This is a genomic window from Bradyrhizobium sp. Arg237L (assembly GCF_029990105.1).
In the GTDB taxonomy this organism is placed as follows: domain Bacteria; phylum Pseudomonadota; class Alphaproteobacteria; order Rhizobiales; family Xanthobacteraceae; genus Bradyrhizobium.
This window is the reverse complement of sequence record NZ_JAQMIL010000003.1, coordinates 65,235-87,924: the sequence shown is the minus strand read 5'-3', so window position 1 is coordinate 87,924 and position 22,690 is coordinate 65,235. Positions and strand designations below refer to the sequence as shown.

Genomic DNA, 22,690 nt, shown 5'->3' with positions numbered 1-22,690 from the left:
TTGCATCTAGGCTGGCTATTCCCGGCAGGGCCCGCCGTGATAGCCGCTCGTGGGATTTGCCGAAGTCTCGCAAGCGTTTTCGGCGTTTAATGACACGGGTCCGCTAACAACGTCGCTGATGATATGCTCGAAATCCGGACCTCTGTAATTGGGAGCCACCTTGCCTTTCAAGGGCGACGTGCAGCAGCGGCGCGCGCAAACGAATGCGGCCTTCAAATCCTGACACTGCCGAAGCTCGCTGCAAGGCTTGCGGGCGGGTTTACCGCGCCACTTACGACGCAGGTACTCGACCTTGCCGTGCAGCACGCACTAGCCGAGGGCGGCTTCGTCGAACTGGAGGCGGTAAGACACCTTCCGGGGATGAATCGAGCAGTTTCGCGGACGTTACGTAAGGTCTGGGATGCGGATATCGATCTCCACTCGAAAGCGCGATCGGGCCACGCGCGCCTCGCAGACCTCGCGCTCATCGAAGAGCGCATCCGGCGATCGTTGCCAATCGCGACATTGATGCCGCACGATCTGCGATCGGCAGCCCTCAAGCGGATTCATTACGCGAAGCGTGTGATCGGTCCGGTGACCATCGAAGGGCTTTCCTGGATCGCGCCGATTTGGCGGTCTTTGGTGGAGGCGCTCTCCAAAGAGGTGCCTGTCGAATGGCATGCCCCCGCGCATGCCGAAACCGAGTGGTTCGCGGGACTGATAGTGCGGCCGGAGCCCCGAGCCGAAAGCGAAGCCGCCGCCGTATCCTGCGCCGACCCGCATCATGAAGTGGTCGAGAGCCTGCGCTGGGCACGACAGGCGATCGTGTCCGGCGCTGCAAAGCCGCATGAGATCGCGATCACCTCGGCGGGCACCGTGCCTTGGGATGATCATTTCTGCGCGTTGGCTGCCGATGCTGGATTGAGATTGCATTTCGCGCACGGAATTCCCGCACTCTCGACGCGCGATGGCCAACGGTGCGCAGCGTTGGCCGACATCCTCTTGCATGGCTTGAACCAACAACGCATGCGTCGCCTGGTCTCGCTGTGTCGCGGCCAGCATGAACTTCTCGACAAGCTTCCTCAGCAGTGGATGGCTTCGATCCCGCGCGGCGCGACCTTGGCCCGCGTGGAGGATTGGCGACGCGCGATTTCCGCCATTGTGCTAAAGGACCCGTCCTTGGATGGCGTGGAAGCCGTCCTGCCACTCGTCGAGGTGCTCACGAAGGGTGTTTCGGCTGCAGGAGAAGGGGGCCGCCTCTTTGTGCGCGGCCGCGCACTGCAGCTTTGGGAAGCGGCATTGCGGACCGCGCCGCCCGAGGCGATCGAGCTCTCCCTGCAGAATGCCCGACTTGAATCCGAAAATGACGCTGCCGATTCGATTGTCTGGTGTTCGGCGCGCGATCTTGCGTCCGCACCTCGGCGCCATGTCCGTCTGCTCGGCCTCACGAACCGGAATTGGCCTCGTCACGCTGGCAACGATTCCGTTCTGCCCGATCATGTCCTCCCATCGGGCGAGTTTGACGTTGATCCCGTTGCGAAGTCCGATCGCAGACATTTTCGGATCATCCTGGCAGCGGCCTCTGGCGACATCGTGTTGTCGCGCAGCCGTCGAAGCGCGCAAGGTAGCCGGGTCGGACGAAGCCCCCTCCTGCTGAATCGCCCCGAACAATCCCTCTCGAGAGCGCGCATACCCGAGCATGCCTGGAACGAAGCGGACCGGCTGATGGCTCGCCCGGAGGACGCGGCCAAGATCGACCGGATGAGATCGGCTCATCTGTGTTGGCGCAATTGGCACCTTGGACAACTGACCCGCAACGACGGCCAGTTCGACGCAGATCATCCGATTATCATCAAGGCAATCGAACGGGTGCAGTCCCCTACATCCTTGCAAAGGCTGCTGCGGGATCCGCTTGGCTTCGTCTGGCGCTATGGACTCGGTTGGTCGACGCCCCAGGATCGAGAGCAGCCGCTCACAATGGCGCCTGCAGAGTTCGGAAAGCTGGTCCATGAATTGCTGCGCCGCGCGGTGGACTTGCTGGAGCCTCAACCGGGCTATGCGCGCGCGTCGGACGAAGAGATCGAGGGCGCTCTGAAGGAAGCGACCCAAACCGTGCGCCAAGTCTGGCCACTCGAAGGACACGTGCCTCCAAGGCTATTGTGGAACAACACACTCGACTTCGCGGCCTCCCTCGCGTTGGTAGGGCTGTTGCGCAAGGAGATCTCGGAGACTGGAACGCGCAGTTGGACCGAGGTCCCGTTCGGTCAACCCGAGGACTTCGCCGTCGAGCGGGAACTGCCTTGGGACCCAAAGATCCCCGTTGCCGTACCGGGCACTCCCGTAAAGCTGCGCGGCACCATCGATCGCCTCGACCTGCGAATGGACCGTTCCGCGGCCCGCATAACGGATTACAAAACGAGCGAAGCTCCCAGGAACGCCAACCGCATCGTGATCAACGGCGGAGCTGAGCTTCAACGCGCGCTGTACGGGCTCGCGTGCCGCCAATTGCTGAAGGAAGACCCGCAAATCGTCGCAAGGCTCCTTTATCTGCGTGGCGAGCCTCTGGCTTTAAGGTTGCCAGATCTCGATGTTGCGATCGAACAGATTGCAACCTTCATCACCGTCGCTGTCGCAATGCTCCGCCGTGGCGTCGCGGTGCCGGGACGGCTGTCGTTCGACATATCGAATGAAATGCGATTGGCCCTCCCGGCATCGCCCGGCTACGAGAGGCGCAAGCTCATAGCCTACAGCAAGGCGAGTGAAAGCATCGCCCGCTTCTGGAGCGTACCATGACGGCCATGGTCGACGACGCCGAACGTTTGCGCGCCTTGACCGACCTCGACTCATGCCTGCTGGTTGAGGCAGCGGCAGGTACAGGGAAGACGTCCCTTCTTGCGGGCCGCGTGGTGATGCTGCTCGCGGCCGGCGTGGATCCAAAATCGATCGCAGCCATCACCTTCACGGAGCTTGCGGCCGGCGAGCTTCGTCAACGCATCGCGTGGTATCTCGACTCTATCCTCGCGGACAAGGTCCCGCACGAACTCCGGCTCAGTTTGTCGGACGGGCCGACGCCCGATCAGAGAAAAGCGCTGCGCACCGCGTCCGACCGGCTCGATGAATTGAATTGTGGAACGATTCACGGATTTTGCCACGATCTGCTGCGCACTTACTCCGTCGAAGCCGCCATCGATCCGGGTGCGGAGGTGCTGGACGCCGATCAGGCGGACTTCGCCTTCGATGCGATCTTTGATCGATGGTGGCGGAATCGGCTCGATAAATCGGTTTCCTCGCCGGGCGATTGCGTTGCCTCGATCGCGCGCAGAGATCCGACGGGCGCTGAAGATCTTCTGCGCAGCTTCGCCAGATTCCGGCGACGCTATCGATTGGCACAGCCGTTGCCATCCGATCTCGATTCGAAGGCAGATCTGGAGTTCGCCGAAAACGTCCGCGAGTTCCGCCGCTGGTGCGACCACGTCGACGTTCCGCCCGAGGCGGATCCCGATATCGTAGGACTCGAGACATTGGCGTTGCATTTTCAGGGGCGGTTCAACCCTCTCCCCGACTTCGAAGCTCTCTGGGAATTGGCTCACCCGGCTTGGCTTCCGATCATGCGCAAGGATGCGTTCGATCTGCGCGACTATAGACGGCGGTCCTTATGGCGAAAGGTGGCGGGGCGAGAAGCCGGTGACCGCCTGGCGGACCAGGCTGAGGAGCACTACGCACGATGCCGCAGCGCATACGGCACGCTAATGGGGAGGATCGCCACATCTCTGATCGGTACACTCTCCGCAGAGCTCGGAGACGTGCTCGCGGAATATGAAGCCTTCAAGAAGCGGGCGGCCGTTCTCGACTTCGACGATCTATTGTTCACGTGCCGCGACGTGCTTCGCAATTATCGAGCAGTACGAACTACTGCCGGCGCGCGGTTCTCCCGGATACTCGTGGACGAGTTTCAGGACACCGACCCCGTGCAAGCGGAGATCATGTTCCTCCTGTGCAGCGCCGATGAGCATGCGCAGTCATGGCAACATCGGTCCTTGACACCCGGCCATCTATTCCTCGTCGGGGATCCGAAACAGGCGATCTATCGCTTCCGGGGAGCCGACCTCGCGACCTATCTGATGGTGCGGAGAGCCATTAAGACGCAATTTCCGAACAATATCCTTCGCGTCACGGCCAACTTCCGGTCGCGTAGTCAAATTCTCGATCACGTCAACCGCTGCTTCGAAGAGCGCCTGTCATTGCAGGAAGCCGGCTACGTCGCCCTGCGAGGCACGCGGACCGCGATGGAGTACGGCTTTCCGAGCGTCGCCAAGGTCAAGGTGCAACTCCCTCCCGACACGCGGGTCGACAGCTCCCGCGACGAGGAGGCTCGCGTGGTCGCCGAGGTCTGCGCACGCCTGATAGGAAATGTCGAAGTAAAGCTCAACGACGGCGAAACGAGGCGCCTCAGTCCGGGGGACATCGCGCTGCTCGCTCCCGTTTCGACCGATCTATGGCGATATGAGAGAGCGCTCGAGGAAGCCGGCCTGCCCTTCGCCTCGCAGGCAGGCAAGAACCTGTTCAGGAGGCAGGAGGCACAGGACCTGGTCGCGTTGATCCGCGCGCTGGCCGACCCGCGAGATACGTTGGCGCTCGGAGCCTTGTTGCGCGGTCCCCTGGTTGGGCTCACCGAACAAGAGCTGCTGGACATAATCGCACACCTTGCAACGCCGGACGAGAAGGATCGGATCATCGGGCTCTCCCTGCGAACCGATCCGGCCAGCGTTGACCACCCCGTTGCGCGCGAGCTACTGACAATCTTGCGCGATCTTCGCCGTCGCGTTAATGGCACGACGCCCGCCCTCATCCTCGCTGAAGCGATCGAGCGACTGCGCGTTCGCGCCATCGTAGCGGCCCGCAGCGCCGATCAGGCGGTTAGATCGCTCGCGAATATCGACGGTTTGGTCGAGCGCGCCCGCAGCTATCGTGTCCGCGGCTTCGTTCAATTCGCCAGGGACATCGACGATGAATGGTCGAGCAGTTCGGGATCCCCGGAAGGCATGGTCGAGGCCGACGGTCAGTCGATAGAGATCGTCACGGTTCATAGCTCAAAAGGCCTCGAGTGGCCAGTCGTCATTCCGATCAATCGCGCGTCGATGCCGCGCCGCGCCGAAACGTTCGTCTATCGACGAAGGGACGAGACCTTGCACTGGGCCCTGGGGCAGGTGGTCCCTCCGAGCCTCGGCGACGCCCTGCTGGCCGAAGAAGCCGAGAAGCGAAATGAGAATCTGCGCCTTCTCTACGTCGCGTGCACGCGAGCGATGGAATTGCTGATCCTGCCGGACTTCACGTGGAGCAACGACGCGTCTTGGGCCAAGCTCCTCGATTTCAAGCTGGACACCGTGCCTGAATTGGATCTGTCGCGCTTACCGCGCGCGAGCATCGTCTCGCCCACCGTAACCAAAAATCTTCAGAAAGCCGAATTATTCGCGGAGGAGCGATCGCGGCTCGAGGCTTCATCACGAATCCGCTGGATTACCCCAAGCGATGGCGATCCAGATGTGATCACCGGTATGATTCCGTCAGAAATAAGCGATGACGAGTTCCTTCACGCCCTACGTCCCATAGACGGCGGGCGCATTCGCGGCATCCTCTTGCACAAGCTGATGGAAGAGCTGGTGACCGGCGAACTGGACGAGAACCCGGAGACGGTAATTGCGAGGGCCGCACTACTGCGCGATCAGATGTGCTCGCAATCATCATCCGGCGCCTCGCCCGAGGCGACGGAACTTGCAACCAACGCGCTGCGCACTCTCCAGCTTCCCGATATCAAGCCGTATCGTGCCCGGCTTGTGGCCGAACTACCGATCTATGGCGTTGGTCCAGCGAGCTCGGATCAATTAATTGTCGGGCGGGCGGATGCGGTGGCGGACGGCGGCACGATCGCGTTCGATTGGAAAAGCGACGTCGCACCCCAAGAGTCAGACCGGGCAGCCTACAGGCAGCAGCTCGGTCAGTATATGCACGTAATCGGAGCTCGACGCGGCGCCATCGTCTACATGACATCCGGTCGCGTAGATTGGATCTCTCGGTTGATTTATTGCGCCGTCGGTTAAGGGTCGCCGGCCTCGATGCCTAAACGCCGGTGGCCGCCTGGTGGCCGTTCGCTGTTCTTCGGATCGATCCCAATGATTCAGAGTTTGCTTCCTGTGAGGACGGTCGGCTACGTGCTCACGGGGCCGGCGGAAATTTGTCGAGCCAATCAATGACACTCCTCACGACCAGTTCGGCCGTCTGCTTGGCGTCACGAGCTTCCTCGGGCCGGAGGTCGGAGACCCCAGCGGGGTGGTCTTGCAGCATCCGTCCGGCATGGATCCGTTGTCGGGCTCGAATCAGGCCGTCCGCCCGGCTTCTGGTCGCGGGGTCCAAAATGCTTGATGCTCCTCCTGCGGCCGCGCTCCCGACGAGATCTTCGATCTTCCAAGTTCGCGGCTCTCGCTCGAAATCCTTCGATCCGAATGGACCGATCTGCTTGGATTTCGCGTGCTTTACCACGAACGCGAGAACCCCTTCGACCAAGGCGGCCGCGAGCACGCAGACGGAGACCGAAGACGACTGGACATCGGCCCGCCGTAACTCGGCTGCGATCTGCACCCACCACGTGCGGAATGCGCCATGACCCAACGGCGCAAGGCGTTCGGCGAAGGCGTCGAACGGCTCGGTTCGGCGGGGTCTGCCGTCGGTCCTGCGGGCGATGACGTCCTTGACGTGTGGTAACAACTCGGTCCGCGTGGTCCGCGCCAAGGCGCTATGGTGAGACCGCATCTGTGCGCTTGGAAGTGGACCATTTGCGTACAGCGGCATCTTGAAGCGCAGGGCGCCATCCTTTTCCTCCATATTGTCCGCGAAGATGAGGATCGCTATCGTCGCTTCGATCCCGTCCTCGCCGATGCCGCGCGCGAGCGCGCGCGAAACCAAAGTGTCGCGCTCGATCTGCGCTTTAGCTTGCCCTACATTACGCGCGAGCTCGGCGAACTCGGAGTAGACAAAGTCGAATGCGTCGAGATCGCGGTATTCAGGCTCCTCGCGCATGTAGAATTTCCACGTCACGAGGGTCTGTTTCTCCGGGCCAAGCAGTAGTGATCCTCGCCTCAGCGGGTAAAGACCCATGGTCCGGAAGGCATCTCCGATCTCGCCTTCCCTGTAACCGATGCGGGCGCCGATTTCCTTGAGCTCATCGTAAGTCAATCCAGGCTCGCGGGGATTCACGTAAACGCTGCATTCGAGAGCCTCCGCGATGAATTTCTGGATTTTTTGAAGATGCATCATCGTCAAATCCTCGAAGTGCCGCACCACGCGCGATGTGCGCTGCCGCAGCCGGAAATTATCAGGACTCCGACCGTCGAAAGGTTCTTCGATTTCTTCAGCTAGTCGGCGTTATAGTCCTTCCAGACCTTATCCATAATGCTGGCGTATTCAGGGAAGAACCGTTTGAGCAGGCCAATATAGATTTCTGAATGGGTTTCGGCGATGGATTTGACGCGGATATCGTCTACCCCTGTGGCGAAAACCAGTGACAAGATGATGGTCAGGATCCCGATGAACTTCTGCCGCCTGTTTGGCACATCGAAGCCATAAGCTGAGAGGCCGTCAACCAACTCGGCAATCGAGGGATCGTCGAAGCTCAACTGCTCGATGCGATGGGCAAACTTGTTTCGGATAGCCCGGATGCCGTGCATCGCCTTGTACAGCGTTTCATTGCAGAGCCCGAAAGCATAGAACAGCTCGATTTTGTTGCTGAACGTTCCACCAGGCCCATTCTGTCCGAAGAAGGCGTCGTAGTGGGTCCGGTTCATGTCGGACATGCGCTTCTGCAATACGACCGCCATCATTTCATCCATCATGGCAGCCCCAACGATGGCGGATCCACGGTCGGTTTGCTCCTGAATTTCTTTGACCGCGGCTGTGATCTGTTCGGCGGTATGCGAGGTTCTACGAGGCAAGACTATCTCCTAGGCGGGTGCGGACGTTCGGTTTGCGATACCGAGACGATCGCATCTGTCAGGGCAACTTACCGGCCGCGGATATAAGTGCCCGTCGGTCATTCCACGAACTTCGATGCGGTTCGTTCCGAAGGTTTAGCGTTGTTCGCGATGTCCATCGCCACCTCCATGACCTCTTTGGCGACGATCGGAGTGTCGCCTCGCTTGATCCGCAACGCCACGATCAGAGGCTCCATCTTCGATCCGAATTCGTCCTGATTGAGTATCTCGCTGACGCGCTCGCCGTGCCCCGCCGCGGCCGCCGCCATGGCTGCATCCACGAACATCGCGGTGAGTTCGCGTTGCTGGGGTAGCTCCTTCAAGGCGAGCTTCAGATGATCGAGCGCATGGTCAGCCTGGTCGTGTTTGAGAAGTGGGCGGACCAGGAAAAGGTGCGCTTCCGCGTACGACGGCAACAGGCGTATGGCTTCGGAAGCGTCCCGGATCTGGCTTTCCAGGTCGTCCTCACGTAGGTGGGCGCGCGCGAGCAGGCAGCGATGATCGGCAGGGTAGGACGCCATCGCACGCGCGATGAGCTCCTCGCCCTCGTCGCGATCCACGAAGCGGGACAGACCAGTCAATGCGTGGACGCCATCGTTTCGCTCTTCGAGCGCGCTCCGGTAGGCACGGCCGGCCCTGTCGGCATTGCCGCTCCGCGCCGCGATGTCGCCTTCGAGCACGGCACAACAGTAGCAGGGCTTCTGGCCCGCGAACCATTTGGCCATTGCCTCCTGGGCCGCTGTCTCTTCTCCCCGGTGGACGAGAAACTCGGCAAGAGATCTTACCGAAGAACACGATCCCAATTCATGAGCGAGCGCGACGGCTTTCCGCAAGGCATCCTCGGTTTCGGAATCCCGTTTCGGCTGCGATTGGAGAAGAGTTGCCAGCGTCAGCCATCCGCGCGTATCTTCGACGATATCCAGCGCCCTACGGACGTATGCTTCCGCCAGCGACTTGTCGTCGGCCGCGTTCGCGAGCAGGCTCGCGTATATCCACGCATTGTGATCGTCCGAGAGGCGCTCGGTCAGATCTCTCGCCACCTCCAAAATGCGGGATTTTGGTCTTCCGCTCTGTTGCAGCGCTTTTGCGTAGGTGACGAAGACCTCGGGAGCCGCGGCGCCGAGCGCGATGGACTTCGCGAGCGCTTCGGTGGCCTGGTTGTCGCCGGCCTCGCGCGAGAGAACGAACGAACCCAGGTCGGCCCAATGGCGCCAGTCCTGCGACTTCTCCGCGACGCGTCGCAGCAGGTCGATACCTTCCTGCTGTCGTTTCGTCTGACTGAGCAGTTCTACCAAAGCCCGGCGACTTTCGACCTGATCATCCTCGTCGGCGCCGGCGCGAAGCAGTTCCTCCGCGTCGGTCGCCCGATCTTCGTCTTGCAGGACGCGCGCGTAACCGGCGCGGGCGCTGTCCGTCAGCGCGTCGAGGCGCGATGCCCGTTCGAACAGTGCGATCGCTTCCTTGCGCTGTCCTTTCGCTTCCTTGATCTCGGCCAACTCCGATATCGCAAGACCGTAGTCCGGATCGACCCGGAGCGCCGACTCGAACGCCGTCTCCGCCAGGTCGATTTCGCGGTCGACGGCGTGCGCCAGGCCTTGGATCGCATATCCCCATGGACTGTTCGGTCGCAGTTTTATGAATTCGCCGACTGCTCTGATCGCGTCCTCGGTCCGGTCTTCGCTGAGATAGAGAACCGCGAGCCTCATCCACGGCGTTACGCTGCGAGGATGGAGTTCCGTGGCTTGGAAATAGAGCCTTATGGCCTTTTCGCGATCGCCGGCTTCTTTCGATCCATCGGCTTCGGCCAGCAATTCCGCCAGAGCCTGGTTGGTGCCTTTGGACTCCGCTACACGCATTTCCGCATGTGCCCTAGCGCTTTCCGCCATGGCCTTCTGATGCGCGGTGAACGAAGTCAGGAAGTCGGGAGGCGTCCGTTCGAGGATGCTAGTGCGGACCAACGTCGTGGTGCGCGCGAGGATGGCGTCGTAGAAGGCATGATAGTCCATGCGATTGTCGGGACGGACCGAACAGGCCTCGCGCGCGAGCGTGGTGGCGGTATCGATCAGTTCGTCGCGATCGTAGTAGTCTGTCATGAACGAAACGAGCGCGCGCACCCGGCTCGAAGGATGGCTGCGACGGCGCATCAGGTAGTAGATGTTGAACAACCGCTCGGATGCGGAATAGAGCACCGACTTGCCGGATCCCGGGCTTTTGACGACCGAGCCACGTTCGGCGAGCCGCGAGAGCATCGCGGACGCGGTGTTCGTCGTCACGCGAGCGGCATCAGCGACCTGCTTGGCGGTGGCGGGGTCCCATGCTTCCAGCAGCGCAGCGAAGATCTTGCGTTCGGTGGGCGGAAGACCGTCGAGCTGGCTTTTGAAATACTCGGTGTTCTGATCGATCAGGAAATTCAGGTTCTCCATCAAATTATGGAGCGACGGCGACCGCATGAATTCCGCCAGGATGTGGATCATCCGAGGACTTCCGCCGGTCAATATCTCGATCGGTCGTATGCGGTCGATCTTGATGTCCTGGCTCGTGAGCGAATTCCAGAGCGCGCGACACTCCTCCCGAGAAAGCGGCTGCAGGTCGATCCTCAGGAAGTCGGACGGAACGGCGACGTTCTCTTCCGTCGTCAGTTGGGAGACGGATGTCGCGAGCACGCCGAAGAAGCTGTCGTCGGAAAGCCGCTTCAGCAGATCCTTCGCGCCCGAGCCGATCTGATCGTCGAGTATGGTCTGGAAGTTCTCGACGATGATTAGAAGACGTTTTCCGACGCGCTTCGAATAGGCACGTAGCGTCTTCGAGGCGAGATCGACGAGCTCCTTTTCGCCGGAATGCGATAGCGCGCGTCCGTAGGCCTCCGAGATCGCGGGATCGTCCGACCGGTCCTGCAGATGAAACAGACATTCGAGGAAGAACTCGCCGGGTGTGGTGATCGCATAGCTTTCCTCGCCGAAGAAGACGGGGTGCCATCGCGAACGCAAAGTCGGATCCCGGTGCATCTCCGCCAGTACGCGACGGCATAGGGTGGTCTTCCCGGCGCCGCGGGGCGCCACGATCAAGACCCGAGGGGGCATTGCGGCGCCTTCGCGCAGCGGGGCGAGGACGCGCGAAAGATCTGCCTTCCGCACGATGAAGTTCTGGACAGACTCCTCGTCCGACTGAAACCCAGGATTGAACCTATAGGTCTTTGCCATTTAAGCTACTGATATTGTTACTATTTTACAGAGCTCAGGGATCGAGCATCTCAACACCAACCTATATGCCAGCAAATTTGTTGGCAAGCCTTGCGAATCGGGTTCCAGTCGATTAAGGTTACCAGCAAATTTGTTGGCACAGGTGAAATCAGGTCATGCGCCCCTACGGAACGTGGAAGGACACCCGCCGGCCTGGCGAACCAGAACTTGGCGATCTCGCCTGCGAGAATCCGCCGCAGCAGCACCCGGAGGTAAATGTGACGGCCCAACTCAAGGCTCTTTCCGCGGAGATCGAACTGCCCAAGGGCATTCAGCGGATCCTTCCCCTCCCGAACGACCAGCTCGGCGTTCTCTGGAACTCGATCGTTCTCGACGCCGCGATCAAGGACAAGCTCACGGCTCAGGCGATCCTGAACTTCACCGTCCGCGAGAAGGTGTCGCGGACCGTGCTGCCGCTGCACGGCGTCATCCTTCTGGTCGGACCGCCCGGCACCGGCAAGACTTCGCTGGCCCGCGGTCTGGCCCACCGCGTCTCCAAGGCGTTCCCCGGCGGCAAGTTTCGTCTGATGGAGGTCGAACCGCATCAGCTCGCGAGTTCCTCGCTCGGCAAGAGCCAGCGCGCCGTCACCGAACTGTTCGGCCAGGCCATCGCCGAGGCCGCCGCAGGGGGGCCGGTGGTGGTGCTGCTCGACGAGGTCGAGACGCTCGCCGTGGATCGCGCCAAGCTGAGCATGGATGCGAACCCAGTCGACGTGCACCGCGCCACCGACGCCGTTCTCGTCCAGCTCGACGCGCTCGCGGAGCGGTACCCGAACCTCCTGTTCGTCGCCACCAGCAACTTCCCGCGCGCGGTGGACGGCGCCTTCACCTCGCGCTGCGACCTCATCGTCGAGATCCCGCTTCCCGCGAAAGAAGCCTGCGCGCAGATCCTCAAGGATTGCTTGGTCGGGCTCGGCGCGACCTATCCCGCCGTCGCCAGGCTCGCGAACGCGCCCGGCTTTGCCGAGTGCGCCGCCGCGTGCGTCGGGCTCGACGGTCGCGCCATCCGCAAAATGGTCGCGAGCGCGTTGGCGACCGATCCGGAGACAGCGCTGCATCCGGAAAAGGTCACCCTCGCGCAGATCCTGGCCGCGGCCAAGGCCGCAAAGACCGCCCGCGCTGCGGCGGAGCGCTGATCATGAGCACCGTCTCCCGCCGAGTCTTCGCCGCTACCCCCGCACGCGACGCCCTCTCGACCTGGAACGCGATCGTCGATCTGCTCGCGCCAGGCGCCGCGCATCCAGCCCGCAAGGAGCTGACGGCGGTCGCCGGCATCGCGGCCAGCATCATCTCGGACCGATCGCCGAAGGACCGCGCCATCGTCGCCACCGGCGACGGCCCGCGCACACGCGTCTACTGCCTGTTCGACGACGACGCGGTCGACGGCTCCGACGCCAACGAGGCCGCTCTCGGCTACGACCCGCTTAAGGGCGACTGGGCCGTCTCGCTGCCCTGCGGCGCCGACGAGCTCGACTGGGTGCAGCGGGCGCTGAAGAAGCACGGCGACAGGATCACGGCGCGCGAACTCGACGAGCCGGTCGCCGCCGACCAGGACGAGCCGACCACTGCGGCGGCCAAGCTTTCGCTAGTCCCCGACCTGAAGGGATTGCTCGAACCATGACCGCCGTCGCTGTAAACGTCTACTCGCACACGCACTCGGTCACATACGTCGCCGAGAACATCCTTAAGAGCCTGAAGGACATCATCCGCCTCAGCGGCCTCGACCCCGCCGAATTCGTCAAGGATTGGGACCTGCACATGCGCGGTATCGACGGCTGGCTCCGGTCGGGAGACCTCGAGCGCGTCAAGCTCGACATCTTCCATCCGCGCACGGGCGAGCTGCTCTTTCAGTGGAACATCGAGATCTCCTACAGCTGGACGGGCGGCGACGGCAGTTTCTGGACCGACACCGAGCAGCTGAAGTACGCGATCCGCAAGGCCGGCGTGGCGCCGAGCGAGGCGAAGTACGACCTGCGTCTCAAAGTCAAGCCGGGACACCGCGAGATCGACGGCTGGGGCACCGGCGCGGCGCGGTCCACCGATGGCATGATCCGCCAGAGCCTCGGCACCACCATCGGCCACGGCAGCCTCAGCGGCAGCACGTCGTACCTGAGGAGACCCTGATGCTGACCACGAACGAAGCCTTCCGCAAGTTCAAGAGCAAGCTCGAGCTGAACCAGCGCGAGCAGGACAACGCGCGGTCGCGCGAGCGGGAAGTGCGTGAGTACCTCGACACCAAATTCGCTATCAACAACGACTTCCTGACCGGCTCCTACGCGCGGTGGACCAAGACGAAGCCGCTCAAGGACGTCGACATCTTCTTCGTGCTGAACCCGAACAAGCGCGACTACCGCTCCGAGGCGCCTTCGGTGGTGCTCGGTGACTTCTACGACGCCCTCCTCGCCAAATACGGCGACAAGGCCACCAAGAAGCAGGGGCGCTCGATCAACGTGGACTTCGGCGTGCACGTCGATGCCGACGACAACACCGACTACCGGATCATGAGCGTGGACGCGGTGCCCGCATTCGTCGCCGGCGACGACTACGAGATTCCCGACAAAGATCTCGGCAAGTGGATCACGACCAACCCGAAGACGCATGCCGAGAAGGCGACTGCGGCCCATCAGGCCTATTCCAGCGAATGGAAGGGCCTCGTCCGCATGGTCAAATACTGGAACAACAATCCGAAGCACGGCGAGAAGCCGGTCAAGCCGTCCTTCCTGATCGAGGTCATGGCGCTGGAGGTGCTGCACGGCGGCTTCGGCGGCAGCTTCGACCGGGAGATCCAGGGCTTCTTCGCGACACTGGCCGACCGGATCTTCGACACCTGGCCCGACCCGGCGGGGTTGGGACCGCCGATCAGCGACGGCATGGACCAGGCGCGCAAGCAGCGTGCGCGCGACCTGCTGCGCGCGGCCGAGGGCGAAGCCGCATTCGCCATCGATCTCGCTCGGAAGGGACGGCAGGGAGACTCGCTGAAGGCATGGCGCGCCTTGTTCGGTCCTAAGTTTCCGATTTCATGAGGTCGCTGCATGTTTGATCTGCCGGGAGCGGAACATGGCTGATGCGGTGATGCCGAGATGGCATGGCGACAACTATCAGGCCCGCGTGTTCTGGGAAAACGCGCTCAACCTGCTCGACGACGGGGCTTCGTGTATCGTGGAAGTGTCGTTCGAAGCCGACGGTCCGAAGGCCTTCGACGATGTCGTGGTCCGCTACGATCCCGCGGTGGCGCGGTCGGGGCCCGAGCGCGTCACCGCCGACTATCATCAGGTGAAGTGGCACGTCGAGTATGGCGGTCGCTTCGGCTATGCCGATCTTGTCGACCCCGAGTTCATCGGCGCCAAGACTTCCTCCATCCTCCAGCGCCTCAAGGAGGCCCGACAGGACGCCGGCCCCGGCGCTTGCTTTTCCTTCATCACCACGTACCGCATCAAGGACGGCGATCCGCTCGCCGACTTGGTTTCCGGCAACGACAGATCGTTGCTGGTCGAGAAATTGTTCGACGGCACCAAGACCGACGGCAGCAGGATGGGTGCGGTCCGCAAGCTGTGGCGCGAGCACCTCAGTCTCGCCGACAACGAGGACCTTCGCGGACTTCTCGCCAATTTCCGCATCTTCGACGGACATCGCTCGCTCGAGGAGCTCAAAGAATCGATCATCTTGCGCGCCAAGACGGTCGGGGTCCTAACCACGTTGCCGACCAGTTCCGACTTCCGGCTCGACGAACTCGCTCGGGCCCTCAAGAAGCGCGGCCTCAATTCGTTTACGCGCGAGACCTTCAGGCAGCTGTGCAAGGACGAGTCGATACTTGCCGAGATTGCCGCGGCGGCGAATCCTTACCTGCCTGTGGCCATCCGCTCGTTCCTGGGGCCGGCATCGGACATCGTGGGCGCCTTGCCGGAGGATACGCTGATGCTGACCGGCTCATTCCGGCAGCGATATCTCCGCGACGACCTCGACTGGCAGCGCGACATCCGTCCGCAAGTCGAGGATTTCCTGTGCGCGAAGGTCTCGCGAAGCCCGATGCTGCGTCTGATACTGGACGCACACGCATCGGTGGCTTTCATCGCCGGCGCCGTGTTGGACGTGAAATCCGGCGTTTCCATCGAGTTGGTGCAGAAGGGCAGCGTCGGGTCTCGCGTGTGGCGAGCGGATGACGGTTCGGACCGCGAAGCTCCTACGTTCGACGTCGCGGAACACAAGCTCGGCGACGGACCGGAGATCGCGGTCGCCATCAGCGTCGCTCAATCCGCCGAAGCCGCCGCGCGCGCCTACTGCAAGGCGTCGCTGCCGAAGGTCGGTCGCTTGGTGGTCTTCGCGCTTGGGCCGAGCCAGCGCGGCGTACTGGGCGGCGGCCACGCCGCGGCGCTCGCCGAATCCGTCGCCAACCACCTGCGCTCGCTGAAGGGCAACGACATCGACGCCGTCGCGCACATCTTCGCGGCCGCGCCGAACGCGCTGCTCTTCTATCTCGGCCAGCAGCATCAGGCGATCGCACCCTGCGTCGTCTACGAATACGATTTCGATCGACGCGGCAACAAGAGCTACCAACCTTCGATGATCGTGGATTGACTTAGATAGTTTTTCTCGACCCACAGTTGCCTTCCCATGGGAGACGCGCCGCCAAGGTGAAAACGATGACAAAGAATATTGTGATTTTTTCGGATGGCACCGGCCAGGACGGAGGCGCCCGTCCGGAGCAGCGGATCAGCAATATCTACAAGATGTATCGCATCTCGCGCGATCACTCCGAGACCGGCATCGATCCGTCGCGGCAAGTTGTCTTCTACGATGCGGGCCTCGGCACCGACATCGGCACCACGGCGCTGACCGCGCCCGTCCGCTTCGTCCAGAAGCTGCTTGGGTCGGTCACCGGCGCCGGCATCAAACGCAACATCGCGGACTGCTACGAATTCATCGTCAACCACTATGAACCTGGCGACAGGATCATGTTGTTCGGCTTCAGCCGCGGCGCCTACACGGTCCGGAGCCTAGCTAACCTTTTGATGCTGTGCGGCGTGCCGACCAGAACGCCGAACGGCCCGCTGATGCGCTACCGCAAGCAGGTCAAGGACATCGCCTGGGAGGCGGTCAACACCGTGCTCGAGCACGGCGCCGGCCATCCCCGTGAGGAATACGAGGCCGAGCGCCTCGAATTGGCGCGGCGTTTCCAGGTCAAATTCGGATCCGGAGACGGCAGCGATTCCAACGTCGCGCCGTACTTCATCGGCGTCTTCGACACCGTGGCCGCCCTCGGCGCAAGCGGCTTGCGCTACTTCATCATCCAGGCGGGACTTGCCGCCGGCGTCGCCGCCGCGGCGTTCGCCGCCGGATTCCTCCCGGCGGTCGGAATCGCGCTGCTGTGTTCCTGGCTCGGAGCCGGCTTCATGCTCTCCGGCTTCCTCGCGCAGATCGTCATCGTCGCCGGCGCACTCGGCGCGTTCTGGTGCTGGCAGAACAAATCGACCACCAAGACGATCGTCGACTACCCGAAGCCCGGCGAATCCCGCTCGCATAAGGCCGAATGGAAGGGCGCGAACTTCGACCGGCTCCTCAGTCGCCACGTCGCGTTCGCGCGCTCCGCCAACGCGATCGACGAAAAGCGGAAGGATTTCGACCGCGTCGGCTGGGGCGGCGGCAACGAAGGCGCGCCGGTCTTCCCCGGACATGAGCGGCTTCGCCAGTGGTGGTTCGCCGGCAACCATTCCGACGTTGGCGGCTCCTATCCGGAGCCCGAGTCCCGCCTTTCCGACATCGCGCTGGAATGGATGTGCCGCGAGGCGATCTCCGTCCCCGAAGGCCTGCTCACGGGCCCGATCTTCGTCGACGGAACGAAGATGGAAGGATCCGGCAACGTCGGCCAGGCTCTGAATATCCGTCCGTCCGCCGGCGGCGTGCAGCATTGCGAGGTCGCCGGCATGCGCGACACCATCGATGGCATCGCCGACGCGCTGCCGAACTGGGTGTGGCTGCGCCGTCTGCTTGGCCGTCAGAACTGGGAGATCAAGAACCGCGATGTGGGAACGGACTCCAAGGTCCATCCAACCGTCGCACGGCGCTTCGATCTGCCGCCGTAGTGCAGTGCGCGGTGGGCACGGCACCCTACCGGCCGGACGCGCTCGCCCAGCACGTCGATTTCAAGCGGTACTACGCAGATGATGCTGCCGGCCGCGAGCCCGTCCGACCCGCCGTCCCCCAAGAGGTTCGAAGCTAATCGCAGGCACATGTCGGATCCTGCCCGAAAAGGCGCGGGCCGACCCAACGAAGAGACAGACCGATGACCATGAAGGCAGTATTCGTCGGCATCGACCGTCACCGGTCGCTGGACGTTCCGGAACTCGGCGGCGCGAAGCGCGACGCCACCGCGTTGTGGGCGCTGTTCGCGGATTCCGTGCCCGGGCTCGCATCGCGAATTCTCGTCGACGAGCAGGCCACGCTGTCGGCGGTGCGGGACGCGGTCGTCGGCACCCTGAACGGCGCTGGCGCCGATGACATTGTGGTCCTGAGCTTCGCCGGACATGGCTCCCCGGACGGCAGCCTAGTCCTGTACGACACCGAGCCTTCCGATCTCGCCGGCACGGCGCTGTCGATGACGGTGCTGGCCGAGGCGTTCCGGACGACGAAAGCCAAGGTGGTCCTGTGCATCCTGGACTGCTGCTTCAGCGGTCATGCTCCCGCCCGCGTGCTCGAAGCCGCGGCCAAGCCACGTAGCGCCTTCGCGCTAACCGGCATCTTCGGCGAGGGGCGGATCCTGCTCGCGGCCTGCTCGCCGACCGAAGCCGCGTGGGAGCAGCCCGGCACCGGTCACGGCCTTCTCACTTACGCAACGATCGAGGCGATGAGCGGGAGCGCCGGTGCGCCGGTCAGCTTCCCTGCGGTCGCCGACGAGATCATCCGCCTGGCGCGCGTGGAGGCGACCCGCATCGGCGTGACGCAGACGCCCGCGTTCCTCGGTACTGTCCAGGGCGGACTGGTCTTCCCGGCGCTGGTCCGCGGTGCGAACTACGCCGCCGCGTTCCCGCCCGCGCCCGCGCATCGGATCACAGGCTCCTTCTCTGAGCTCGCCGGAGCCGGCCTGCCGCAGGAGATCGTTGATGGGTGGACCGCGGCCTTTGCGGGCGGCCTGAACGCGCTGCAGGTCAGGGCCGTGAACGAGTTCGGCGTGCTGAACGGCAATTCGCTGCTCGTCGTGGCGCCGACCAGCAGCGGCAAGACCCTAGTCGGCGAACTGGCCGCCATCCGCGCGGTCACCGAGGGCAGGAAGGCCGTCTTCCTGCTGCCGTACCGTGCCCTGGTGAACGAAAAGTTCGAAGACTTCAGCGCCCGCTTCGCGCCCGCGGGCCTGCGCGTCGTCCGCTGCAGCGGCGACGCCTCCGACGGCGTTGGGCCTGTCCTAAGCGGCCGGTACGACCTCGGCTTCTTCACGTACGAGATGTTCCTGAATCTCGCGCTCTCCTCACCGCGTCTGCTCAATCAACTTGGCTTGGTCGTGCTGGACGAAGGGCAGTTCATCACGGATCCGACGCGCGGCATCACCGTCGAACTGATCTTCGCTTTGCTGCTTCGCGCGCGCCAGCGCGGCATCGATCCCCAGCTGGTCGTCCTGTCCGCGGTCATCGGCAACCTCAACAATTTCGACCGGTGGCTCGACCTGCCGCTGCTGACGTCGCGCGATCGCCCCGTCCCGCTGATCGAGGGCGTGCTCGACCGGCGCGGCACCTTCCAGTTCGTCGACGTCGACGGAACGACGAAGACCGAGACCCTGGTCCCGCCAGGACACATCATCCAGCGGCGGGAGAAGCCGAGTTCGCAGGACGTGATCGTGCCGCTCGCCAAGCAATTGGTCACGAAGGGCGAGAAGATCATCGTCTTCCGCAACACGCGAGGTCCGGCACAGGGCTGTGCGCGCTATCTGTCGAAGGAACTGGGTCTCGGTCCCGCAACGGACGTACTCGCCGTCCTTCCGACGCAGGACCTGACGGCAGCGTCGCAGGATCTGCGCGTCTGTCTCCAGGGAGGCACCGCCTTCCATAACACCAATCTGCTGCGCGCCGAGCGCGAGGCCGTCGAGCGCGAATACCGAGCGCAAGGCGGACAGATCCACGCACTCGCCGCGACCACGACGCTCGCCGCCGGCATCAACAGCCCGGCCTCGACGGTCATCCTCGCGGAGAACGAGTTCGTCGGCGAGGATGGCCGCCCCTTCACGATCGCCGAGTACAAGAACATGGCCGGTCGCGCCGGGCGGCTTGGCTACAACGAGATTGGCAAGGCGATCATCCTCGCGGACACGCCCGTCGAGCGGGCGCAACTATTCCAGAAATACGTGCTCGGAAGGCCCGAGGACGTCACGTCCTCGTTCAAGCAGCGCGATCTGCCGACCTGGATCCTCCGCCTCCTCAGCCAGGTCCGCGGAGTGCGGGCCGACGAGATCCCCGGGCTTCTTGCCAACACGTTCGGCGGCTATTCCGCTTCGCTGGCGAACCCGCACTGGATCCGCCAGACCGAAAACGACATCGCGGCGCTGATCGACCGGCTGCTGCAGGCCGGCCTCGCGGAACGCGATGGCGACCTGGTCCGCTTGACGCTGCTCGGCCGCGCGTGCGGATCGTCCTCTCTCGCCTTCGAGTCCAGCCTGCGCCTGATCGAGCTAATGCGCCAGCTGGACATCTCGCGCACCGATCCGGTCAGGGTGCTGGGCATCATCCAGGTGCTCGCCGAGATGGATGCCATCTACACGCCGGTTATGAAGCGTGGCCGCGCGGAGGGCATCCGCGCCAGCGAGGTCGGACAGCGCTACGGTGCCGACATGGCACACTTCCTGCAGCGCTACTGCGACGGCGAGTTCGAATTCCTGGCACGATGCAAGCGAGCAGCAATCCTGTACGACTGGATCGACGGCGTGCCCGTCGACGAAATTGAGCGGCACTATACGACCAACCTCCGCCAAGGAGTCATCAATTACGGCGACATCGCCCGCATCGCGGACGGCGCGCGCTTCCATCTCCGATCGGCGCACCAGATCCTGTCCGCCCTCTTCCCGGCACAGCCCGATTTCCTGCTCGCGCTCGACGGGCTGCTGCGCCGGCTTGAGTTCGGCCTTCCTTCTGATGCTTTGGGGCTGATGGCATTGCCGATACCCTTGTCGAGGGGGCAATATCTAGCCTTGTTTGGAGCGGGAGCCCGTTCGCCCGACACGGCGAAGGCGCTCGGAATCCAGATACTGGAAAATTGCATTGGTGCCGTTGCGGCCCAACGCATCGGCGCGCCGCAGGAGGGCGAAGTCGGTGCGATGGTTGCTTGATTCCACCCGCAAGAGCGCCCGAACAGGGAACTCGGAATGAAGTTTCACCTTGTCGAATTGCCTGGTAAGCCAAACGGATACGTCAACGTCTCCAATTCCGCCGATTGGGAAGCATGGATCCGGAAATGTCTTCCGGCAGGCCTCGCTCAGGAAGTGCACGATCGGCTTGTCTCCAACCTGAAGCACATTCTGGTCGGGCTGGAGATGAAGGCTGCACTGATCGTTCCGCACGCCGAGCGAGGCAACGGTAAGTCCCTTTTGTTCGAACCCTACTTCCAGATCCTGAACTTCGAATTCTGCGTCGGTACGTTTTCGATTTGCGAAGGATTGGGCTCGGCCCTGTGGCTAGTCGAAAATGGTCGGGATGGGCTGAAGGGCGATAAGGTCGAACCTTACCAGTGGAGGCCGTCCCTAGCTAAGAAATTCGATCCCGAAAAAAAGATGGGCCTTGATGCCGACGTCGGAAACGCGAAGAACGTCAGAGACAAACTTCACCAAGATAAGGTGGGCGCCCGAGCGGAAATCGACTGGCACGCATTCACCTTCGAAAAGGCATTCGTCCCAGCAGCGCGCGCGATGAGACACCTGCTGAAGACAAACGACAATGAAGTCCCAGACAAAACCAACCTGACAGATGAGTGACTAGCCGGTGGTAAGAGACCTTAGGCTAGAAGCAACGGCGACCATGTCCATCGCCTTCTTGTGGTCGTCCGATTTGAACAAGCGGCCGTAGAGGTCCATCGTCACCTGCAAGCTGCTATGGCCTTCGAAGGTCTGCACCGTCTTCGGCTTCCGGTCTGTCCGATTTGCACGCTACAGCGCGCTGGAGTTTGCCGCGGCAGCAGAGATCCTTTTGCTTGGCACCGTAGGCGGTATAGATCAACGCATCCCGGACAATTGGGCTACGCGCATGTCGAAACAAGTCAGCAGGAACGTCGTCAGCTACCACAAGAGCAGCGCCTTGCTGGTAAGCGCGCGTCGACACCAAGGTCGCGCCGTGAAAATGGCCATCTCGCTCAGCGGGGCTTGATCCAATTGTGGCGGAGTTCATCGAAGCACATGCAGGAACCATGGTTGACAACGATAACAGGAAACGGCGCCGACTCGTCGAATTCAAGGACGGTTGCCGCTATGGCAAATTCGGAAAGACCAAGGCTTATGAGCTCATCGCCCGCGAGCGGATCAGAGCCTACAAGATGGGCGGCAAGACTATGATCGACCTTGAGAGCGTGGACGACTATCACGCTTCGCTACCAAGAGTCGAAACGAGAGCAAGCCAGGCCGCCGATCTGCGCAGCGAGACGGAGAAGACACGGTCGCGCAGGTTGTAGAGGCAACTGGCCAAATGCTGCATTAAACGCACGCGTTCGGCGCAATAGGCGGCACGGCCATCGATGCCGTAGGTCTTGTTCTTGCCGCCCTTATTAAGCTGGCGCAGCCAGGGCGCCAGCGCTTTTGTCCGTGTAGTGCACGAGATCGACTTCCACCATTGCTGTCTAACGCGCCCTCCTTGTTGAGCAGGGTCGCCGTGGTCGAGCGGAAGCCGGGCGCACATTGGTCCGCCGCCGGGGCCAATATCGCAGCCGATGATCCGCAGCGCCTTGTCCGACATTGGCGCGCCATCGTCATTGGACGGATGAGCGCTTTCGGCGTCCTGTCTGGCGCCAAGCGAACCGGTCGACCGCGGAAACCCTCCAGCGCGCGGTAAGTGTCTCGCTCAGCATCGCGGGGCATAATCGACGAGGTGCGCTTGGGATAAGCCTCTCTTGCCCTGGTGATATCAATTCGTTCGATCCGACGGGAGTGATAGCCGGGTTCGATTCCAGTTGGGAAGATTGTAGAGGCCAGAAGGCATAGGCCGCGCGTGCTGCCGAGGCGGTTGCTGCTTTATTTTTTGCGAGCTAATGCCGCGCGTCATCTTGCTGGTATTTCTGCTGGTATCGACGCCAATTGACGGATAAAATGACCTTAAACTCAGATGGTTACGGGAATAGGCGACTGCCGGCCAGGGGCACCAACTCGCCACCATTCGAGACAAACCCGAACAAACAACCCTGCTCGCTGTTGGTGCGACCACAAGCCGCCTTTGACAGCTCTCACCACCCGCTCACAAAGGTCGTCCCCATCCGCTTCAGGCACCC

At 62.5% G+C, this 22,690-nt stretch carries 13 protein-coding genes and 1 pseudogene; 10 read left to right on the top strand and 4 right to left on the bottom strand.

Features of this window, described 5'->3' with window-relative positions:
• Positions 1 to 123: 123 nt before the first annotated feature.
• Together OZ411_RS02530 and OZ411_RS02525 are read left to right on the top strand one after the other, a co-directional pair.
• Positions 124 to 2,772: a PD-(D/E)XK nuclease family protein gene (locus tag OZ411_RS02530; RefSeq protein ID WP_282526653.1), complete on the top strand. Its 2,649-nt coding sequence runs from the start codon at positions 124 to 126 to the stop codon at positions 2,770 to 2,772.
• Complete coding sequence (locus OZ411_RS02525; RefSeq protein ID WP_282526652.1) at positions 2,769 to 6,077, top strand: UvrD-helicase domain-containing protein; 3,309 nt, start codon at positions 2,769 to 2,771, stop codon at positions 6,075 to 6,077. Before OZ411_RS02530 ends, OZ411_RS02525 begins: the two co-directional genes overlap by 4 nt.
• A 115-nt stretch (positions 6,078 to 6,192) precedes the next feature.
• Here OZ411_RS02525 and OZ411_RS02520 read toward each other — a convergent pair whose 3' ends face one another.
• From OZ411_RS02520 to OZ411_RS02510, 3 genes are all read right to left on the bottom strand, one after another.
• Positions 6,193 to 7,290 carry a hypothetical protein gene (locus OZ411_RS02520; protein WP_282526651.1) on the bottom strand — a complete coding sequence of 366 codons (1,098 nt, stop codon included), beginning with the start codon at positions 7,288 to 7,290 and terminating at the stop codon, positions 6,193 to 6,195.
• Positions 7,291 to 7,388: 98 nt separating this feature from the next.
• Positions 7,389 to 7,964: a hypothetical protein gene (locus OZ411_RS02515; RefSeq protein ID WP_282526650.1), complete on the bottom strand. Its 576-nt coding sequence runs from the start codon at positions 7,962 to 7,964 to the stop codon at positions 7,389 to 7,391.
• A gap of 98 nt (positions 7,965 to 8,062) precedes the next feature.
• The gene (locus tag OZ411_RS02510) at positions 8,063 to 11,203 is read right to left on the bottom strand and encodes a tetratricopeptide repeat protein (RefSeq protein ID WP_282526649.1); all 3,141 of its coding nucleotides are present in this window, start codon (positions 11,201 to 11,203) and stop codon (positions 8,063 to 8,065) included.
• A 155-nt stretch (positions 11,204 to 11,358) separates the two neighbouring features.
• Between OZ411_RS02510 and OZ411_RS02505 the strand changes: the two genes are divergently transcribed.
• The 8 genes and pseudogenes from OZ411_RS02505 to OZ411_RS02470 all read left to right on the top strand — a co-directional run bounded on the left by OZ411_RS02505 (position 11,359) and on the right by OZ411_RS02470 (position 21,191).
• Complete coding sequence (locus OZ411_RS02505; protein WP_282526648.1) at positions 11,359 to 12,378, top strand: AAA family ATPase; 1,020 nt, start codon at positions 11,359 to 11,361, stop codon at positions 12,376 to 12,378.
• A 2-nt stretch (positions 12,379 to 12,380) separates the two neighbouring features.
• Positions 12,381 to 12,863, top strand: coding sequence for a hypothetical protein (locus OZ411_RS02500; protein WP_282526647.1), 483 nt, complete (start codon positions 12,381 to 12,383; stop codon positions 12,861 to 12,863).
• On the top strand, positions 12,860 to 13,366 hold the full coding sequence (locus OZ411_RS02495; RefSeq protein WP_282526646.1) for an HORMA domain containing protein: 507 nt from the start codon (positions 12,860 to 12,862) through the stop codon (positions 13,364 to 13,366). Before OZ411_RS02500 ends, OZ411_RS02495 begins: the two co-directional genes overlap by 4 nt.
• Positions 13,366 to 14,265, top strand: a complete 900-nt coding sequence (locus tag OZ411_RS02490) for a CBASS oligonucleotide cyclase (RefSeq protein ID WP_282526645.1) — start codon at positions 13,366 to 13,368, stop codon at positions 14,263 to 14,265. The genes OZ411_RS02495 and OZ411_RS02490 overlap by 1 nt, the downstream gene beginning before the upstream one ends.
• Before the next feature lie 34 nt (positions 14,266 to 14,299).
• Positions 14,300 to 15,817 (top strand): SAVED domain-containing protein, encoded by a 1,518-nt coding sequence (locus tag OZ411_RS02485; protein WP_282526644.1) that lies wholly within the window; start codon positions 14,300 to 14,302, stop codon positions 15,815 to 15,817.
• A gap of 65 nt (positions 15,818 to 15,882) precedes the next feature.
• Positions 15,883 to 17,459: pseudogene (locus OZ411_RS02480) on the top strand (DUF2235 domain-containing protein).
• 153 nt (positions 17,460 to 17,612) lie between these two features.
• Positions 17,613 to 20,549: a DEAD/DEAH box helicase gene (locus OZ411_RS02475; protein WP_349016967.1), complete on the top strand. Its 2,937-nt coding sequence runs from the start codon at positions 17,613 to 17,615 to the stop codon at positions 20,547 to 20,549.
• A gap of 36 nt (positions 20,550 to 20,585) precedes the next feature.
• On the top strand, positions 20,586 to 21,191 hold the full coding sequence (locus OZ411_RS02470) for a hypothetical protein (protein WP_282526642.1): 606 nt from the start codon (positions 20,586 to 20,588) through the stop codon (positions 21,189 to 21,191).
• Between the two features lie 598 nt (positions 21,192 to 21,789).
• On the opposite strand, the gene OZ411_RS02460 is transcribed toward OZ411_RS02470, so the two are convergent.
• A complete protein-coding gene (locus tag OZ411_RS02460) occupies positions 21,790 to 22,161 on the bottom strand; it encodes a hypothetical protein (RefSeq protein WP_282526757.1) in 372 nt (123 codons plus the stop codon).
• Positions 22,162 to 22,690: the final 529 nt, after the last annotated feature.